Source organism: Streptomyces sp. 13-12-16 (assembly GCF_002114215.1).
GTDB lineage: Bacteria > Actinomycetota > Actinomycetes > Streptomycetales > Streptomycetaceae > Streptomyces.
On record NZ_NCTE01000687.1, the window covers coordinates 1 to 4,845 of the forward strand.

Below are 4,845 nucleotides of genomic sequence, written 5' to 3' on the forward strand. Positions count from 1 at the left end.
GCCGCTGCGCACCCGCACGCCGAGCCGGGCGAACGCCGCGTCCAGGTGGGCCCTGGCCTTCGGGTGCATGCCCGCGCCCGGCTCCTGCCGGCCCAGCAGCACCACCTGGAGCTCCGGGTGCCGCTCGGCGATCTCCGCGGCGGCCTCGACGCCGGTGAGGCCACTGCCGGCGACCACGACGGTCCCGCCGTCGAGCCCGGCCAGCCGGCCGGCGAGGACGGCGGCGTCCTCCGGGCTGTCGAGGGTGTGGGCGTGGTCGTCCACGCCGGGGACGGCGACGGTGTCCGCGACGCCGCCCAGGGCGTAGACCAGGGTGTCGTAGCGCAGGACCCGCTCGTCGTCGATCCGGACGGTCCTCTCCTCGGCGTCCACGGCGGTGACCCAGCCACGGACGAAGCCGGCGCCGGTGCCGTCCAGCAGCTCCGGGATGTTCATCTCGGCCGTCTCCTGGCCGGTGGCGGTCATGTGCAGCCGGAGCCGCTCGGTGAAGGTGTCGTAGGGGTTGACCAGCGTCACCCGCGGGTTCCCGCGCTTCCTGGTGCGGGCCGCGAGCTGGATCGCGGCGGAGAGCCCGGCGTAACCGGCGCCCAGGACCAGGACCTCGTGCCGCTGCGCTGCTGTCGCGTTCATCGCTCTGCCGCCTCTTCCGTGTCGGTCGCTTCCGCTGTACGAACGACCACCAGACGCAAGTCGGCCTTCCGATCGTGACGTCGGACCGATATGACCCGCGTCACACCGAAGAGGAGAGGGGTCGTGCCCGACACCGGTACTCCGAACACCACGGCACCGGCGCCTGGCCCGCACCCCTCACCGACGACGCCGCGCCCGCCTCCGCATCGGCCACGGGCACGGCCGAGCAACTGCTCCTCTTCGTCCGGGGCCGCCTCACGCCGAACGACCTGAGGATCGAGGGCGACCGGCAGGTGTTCGAGCGGCTGATCGCCCGGGAGTCCGAGGAGCAGCCGGCCGACCAGGTGCTCTGCTGCCCGGGGCCGGAGTGCGCCCGCCCCATGGGTGCGGTGCCACGCGTTGTGCGCCCGCCGGCCGACCCGCAGAGCCTCCCGCCACTCATCGGTTCATCGGTCGTCGGCGAGTGTGCAGCGGGTGGGCCGCCTCGGCCGGGTGCGCGGTGGCGAGATCACCGGCAGGTGATCGATCGGAGCAGCTGGATCCGGCGACCGGTCCCCGCCCGCTCCTGTTGTCAGCGCCGTCGACGATCATGACGGGGTGCCACTGCCTCCTGGGCCACCGACATGCCGGCCCGGCTGAAGAAGGTGCGCCAGGACTACGACCGGATGCTCGAAGTGCTCCACGAACGCGCCCCGCACGCGAAGATCCTGGCCGTCGGCCACCCCACGGTCATCCCCCGGGACACATCCAGCTGCGACTTCGGCGACCTGACGCAGTTCGGCACGATCACCCAGGGCAACCTGGAACGGCTGCGCGACGACGTCCTGGAACCCCTCAACAAGGCCATCAGCGACTCGACCGGCACACAGGACGCCGCCGACTTCGTCGACATCCACGCCTCCTCCCGGAACCACAGCGTCTGCGACGACAGCAAGTGGGTCGAAGGCTTCGTCACCCTGCCCGACCGGCTGTCCTTCGTGCACCCCAACGCCCTCGGCCACCGCAACGCCGCCGATCACGTCGAAGAAGCCATGCTGAACACCATCAGCTGAGCCGACCCGGCACCCGGCCGGCGATCCGGCAGCGAACCGCCCTCCGGGGAGCGACCGCACTTCCCCTGCCGCCCGCGGCTGCTGACGAAGGCTCGGCTCCTCTGGAGGGACGCTGCCGACGAGTCCCGTCGTCCCACACCCCCTGCCCGACTCACGACGTTCCCAACGGAGTCGTTCACGCGCGTGGGGGGGTGCCGGTGGCCCCCCGGGGGCGGTGAACCGCTTCCGGGAGCGGGCTGTGTCCTTCGCGGTCCGTACGGGCGCGCGGCCGGAGAACGCGGTGCGCGGCAGCTGCCCGCCACCTCCGTCACCAGGTGAGTTGCACGGAGCAACTTGGAAGATGCCGCTGCTTTCCAAGGTCACTAACTTCATATGTGGGCGCTACACGAAGCCCTCACCAACCCCCACGATTTCACATGGAGTTGACTGTGACTGCCACGAAGAAGCTCGGCCTCATCGCCCGTCTCGGTGCCACTGCCGCCATCGCCACCGGTCTGGCTCTCGCCACCCAGTCCTCGGCCATGGCCGCGCCCACGGTCTCGGTTTCGCCGGTCTCCGGCCTCTCCGACGGCCAGACGGTCGCCGTCTCGGCCAGCGGCCTCACCCCGAACACGGTCTTCCACATCGGTCAGTGTGCGCAGGTGGAGGCGCAGAAGTTCGGGTGCAACAAGTCCACCTCCAAGGACGTCACCACGAACGCCCAGGGTGAGATCAACACCTCCCTGGTCGTCCGCAGCTCCTTCGAGGCGGTCGTGAGCGCCGACGGTCCGGTCTGGGGCACCGTGGACGCCAAGACCACGCAGACCCAGGTGGTCGTGCTCAGCGACGCCGGTGAGGGCGGTGGTCAGGCGATCACCTTCAAGTGATCGCGGATTCCCCCCACCACCCACCACAAGCGGCGGAACTCCGGCAGGTCGATGGGACCGGGGTTCCGCCGCTGTGCGGGTCCACGCACGCGCTGATCGCCCGACGCGGCGAGTGCGTCCGGCGGGCACAGGACATGGCTGCGCCAGGACCGACGCACGGAGTGGTCGATGTCGACCGCCCGGCCGTCCAGGGCGACGCGCGGTTCCGCGAGAGCACCACGCGGGGCCACCACGCCCTGCGGGCACCGGCCCAGGAGCGTCCGGTGCCCGCAGGGCGTGGTGGCCCCGCGTATTCGGTGTTCCTGGTCCTGCGTGAGCCGCGCGCTGTCGTTCGTCGTGACCCCACCCGCGACCGAGGTCGCGGGTGGGGTCACGACGAGTTGTGTCCTGATCATTCGAGCTGAGACGGGTTGCGTCCCGGGAAGTGGTGTACGGGTTCCCATCCCCTGTTCCGGTCGCGGCCCCACGCGCGGGAGTGTCCAGGTCGCTCACGAGCCGCAGCAGCCGCCCGCCGGAGCCTCCTCGGCAGCCGCCGCCTTGGCCGCGGCGGGGACACCGAGCTGGACGAACTGCGGCGTGGGCGCGCAGCAGCCACCACCGTCGCCCTCAGCTGCATCGGGAGCGTCGAACAGCCCGGCGCCGCCGCAGACTCCCGTCTCGGGCAGGGTCAGTTCCACGCGATCGGCAGCATCCAGGTCGCCGGCGATCGCCGCGGCCACGGAGCGGACTTGCTCGTAGCCTGTCATCGCCAGGAACGTCGGGGCGCGGCCGTAGGACTTCATCCCGACCAGGTACACGCCCTGCTCGGGGTGGGAGAGCTCGCGGTGGCCGTGCGGGTAGACGGTGCCGCAGGAGTGCTGGTTGGGGTCGATCAGCGGAGCCAGGGCGACGGGTGCCTGGAGGCGCTCGTCGAGCCCGAGGCGCAGCTCCTCGAGGAAGGACAGGTCGGGGCGGAAGCCGGTCAGCACGACGACTTCGTCGACCGGGTCCAGGCGGCGGCCGTCCTCGCCGACCAGGATCAGGCGGCCGTCGTGCGCCCGTTCGATCGCCTCGGTGCGGAACCCGGTGACCGCGTCCGCGTGGCCGTCGTCGACGGCGGCCTTGGCCGCCAGGCCCAGGGCGCCGCGCGCGGGGAGCTGGTCGGCTTCACCGCCGCCGAAGGTGGAGCCCGAGATGCCGCGGCGCAGGATCCACACGCCCTTCGTTCCCGCGCCGTCGTCGGACTTGGCGAGGTCGGCCAGGTAGGCGAGGGCGGTGAAGGCGGAGGCGCCGGAGCCGATCACGGCGGTGCGCCTGCCCGCGTACCGGGCCCGGACGGCGGGGTCCTTCAGGTCCGGGACGCGGTAGGTGATCCGGTCCGCGGCGGCCTTCTCGCCGAGCGCGGGCAGTCCGCTGCCGCCGGACGGGGACGGGGTGGCCCAGGTGCCGGAGGCGTCGATGACGGCCCGGGCGAAGAGGCGCTCCTCACGGCCGCCGGCGTGGGCGATGTGTACGACGAACGGCTGGGCCTCGCGGTCGGCGTCGACGATCCGGTCCCGGCCGGTGCGGGAGACGCCGGTGACGCGCGCGCCGGTGCGGACGCGGTCGCCGAGGACGTCTGCGAGCGGCTGCAGATACAGGTCGGCCCAGTCGCCGCCGGAGGGGTAGGTGGCCGGGTCGGGGCGGGTCCAGCCGGTGGGAGCCAGGAGCTTCTCGGCGGCGGGGTCGACAACCTCGCCCCAGGTGGAGAACAGCCGCACGTGAGACCACTCGCGCACCGCGGTGCCGGCCGTGGGCCCGGATTCCAGGACCAAGGGCTCGATGCCCTGGTCGATGAGGTGGGCGGCGGCGGCCAGGCCTGCGGGTCCGGCTCCGATCACGACGACGGGCAGCTCGGTGGTGGCGGGCGCATTCACGGCGACTCCTTGCGTGTTTCGACATCTGTCGATGGCTTGCGCGACCCAGCATGGCACCTGTATCGATGAGCGTCAACATAGACATTCATCGATTCCAGGGGGATTGCCGATGGAGCGCACCGACGTCGCCGTGATCGGCGGCGGCCAGTCGGGCCTCGCGGTCGCCCACGCGTTGCTGCGCCGCGGGCTGCGGCCGGTGGTGCTGGAGGCGTCCGACCGGGCGGCCGGATCGTGGCCGCACTACTACGACAGCCTCACGCTGTTCTCGCCCGCCCGGCACAGCTCCCCGCCCGGGATGCCGTTCCCCGGCGCTGACCGCGACCGCCACCCGCACCGCGACGAGGTCGTCGCCCACCTCACCACCTGCGCCGACCGCCTGGACGCCGAGATCCGCACCGGCTG

6 protein-coding genes are annotated in these 4,845 nt (G+C 72.2%); 3 read left to right on the forward strand and 3 right to left on the reverse strand.

Translation table 11 applies throughout. The features are described from left to right. The coding region (locus tag B7767_RS26035) for an NAD(P)/FAD-dependent oxidoreductase (protein WP_179167289.1) at nt 1-630 on the reverse strand (630 nt) is incomplete at its 3' end. 623 nt (nt 631-1,253) lie between these two features. On the opposite strand from B7767_RS26035, the gene B7767_RS26045 reads away from it, so the two are divergent. Both B7767_RS26045 and B7767_RS26050 read left to right on the forward strand, forming a co-directional pair. After that, complete coding sequence (locus tag B7767_RS26045) at nt 1,254-1,682, forward strand: GDSL-type esterase/lipase family protein (RefSeq protein ID WP_107486337.1); 429 nt, start codon at nt 1,254-1,256, stop codon at nt 1,680-1,682. Nucleotides 1,683-2,110: 428 nt separating this feature from the next. Beyond that, on the forward strand, nt 2,111-2,548 hold the full coding sequence (locus tag B7767_RS26050) for an enediyne antibiotic chromoprotein (protein ID WP_085574322.1): 438 nt from the start codon (nt 2,111-2,113) through the stop codon (nt 2,546-2,548). On the opposite strand, the gene B7767_RS49405 is transcribed toward B7767_RS26050, so the two are convergent. Then, complete coding sequence (locus tag B7767_RS49405) at nt 2,527-2,991, reverse strand: DUF6052 family protein (protein ID WP_373408241.1); 465 nt, start codon at nt 2,989-2,991, stop codon at nt 2,527-2,529. The genes B7767_RS26050 and B7767_RS49405 overlap by 22 nt on opposite strands. 45 nt (nt 2,992-3,036) lie before the next feature. After that, the gene (locus tag B7767_RS26060; RefSeq protein WP_085574324.1) at nt 3,037-4,443 is read right to left on the reverse strand and encodes an NAD(P)-binding domain-containing protein; all 1,407 of its coding nucleotides are present in this window, start codon (nt 4,441-4,443) and stop codon (nt 3,037-3,039) included. 109 nt (nt 4,444-4,552) lie between these two features. On the opposite strand from B7767_RS26060, the gene B7767_RS26065 reads away from it, so the two are divergent. Beyond that, nucleotides 4,553-4,845 (forward strand): FAD-dependent oxidoreductase (locus tag B7767_RS26065; RefSeq protein ID WP_143652642.1); only part of this gene is annotated, 293 nt, incomplete at its 3' end.

Coding starts and splice junctions, on each gene's coding strand:
- B7767_RS26045 (WP_107486337.1), top strand. CDS start 1,254: ATGCCGGCCCGGCTGAAGAAGGTGCGCCAGGACTACGACCGGATGCTC.
- B7767_RS49405 (WP_373408241.1), bottom strand. CDS start 2,991: ATGGGAACCCGTACACCACTTCCCGGGACGCAACCCGTCTCAGCTCGA.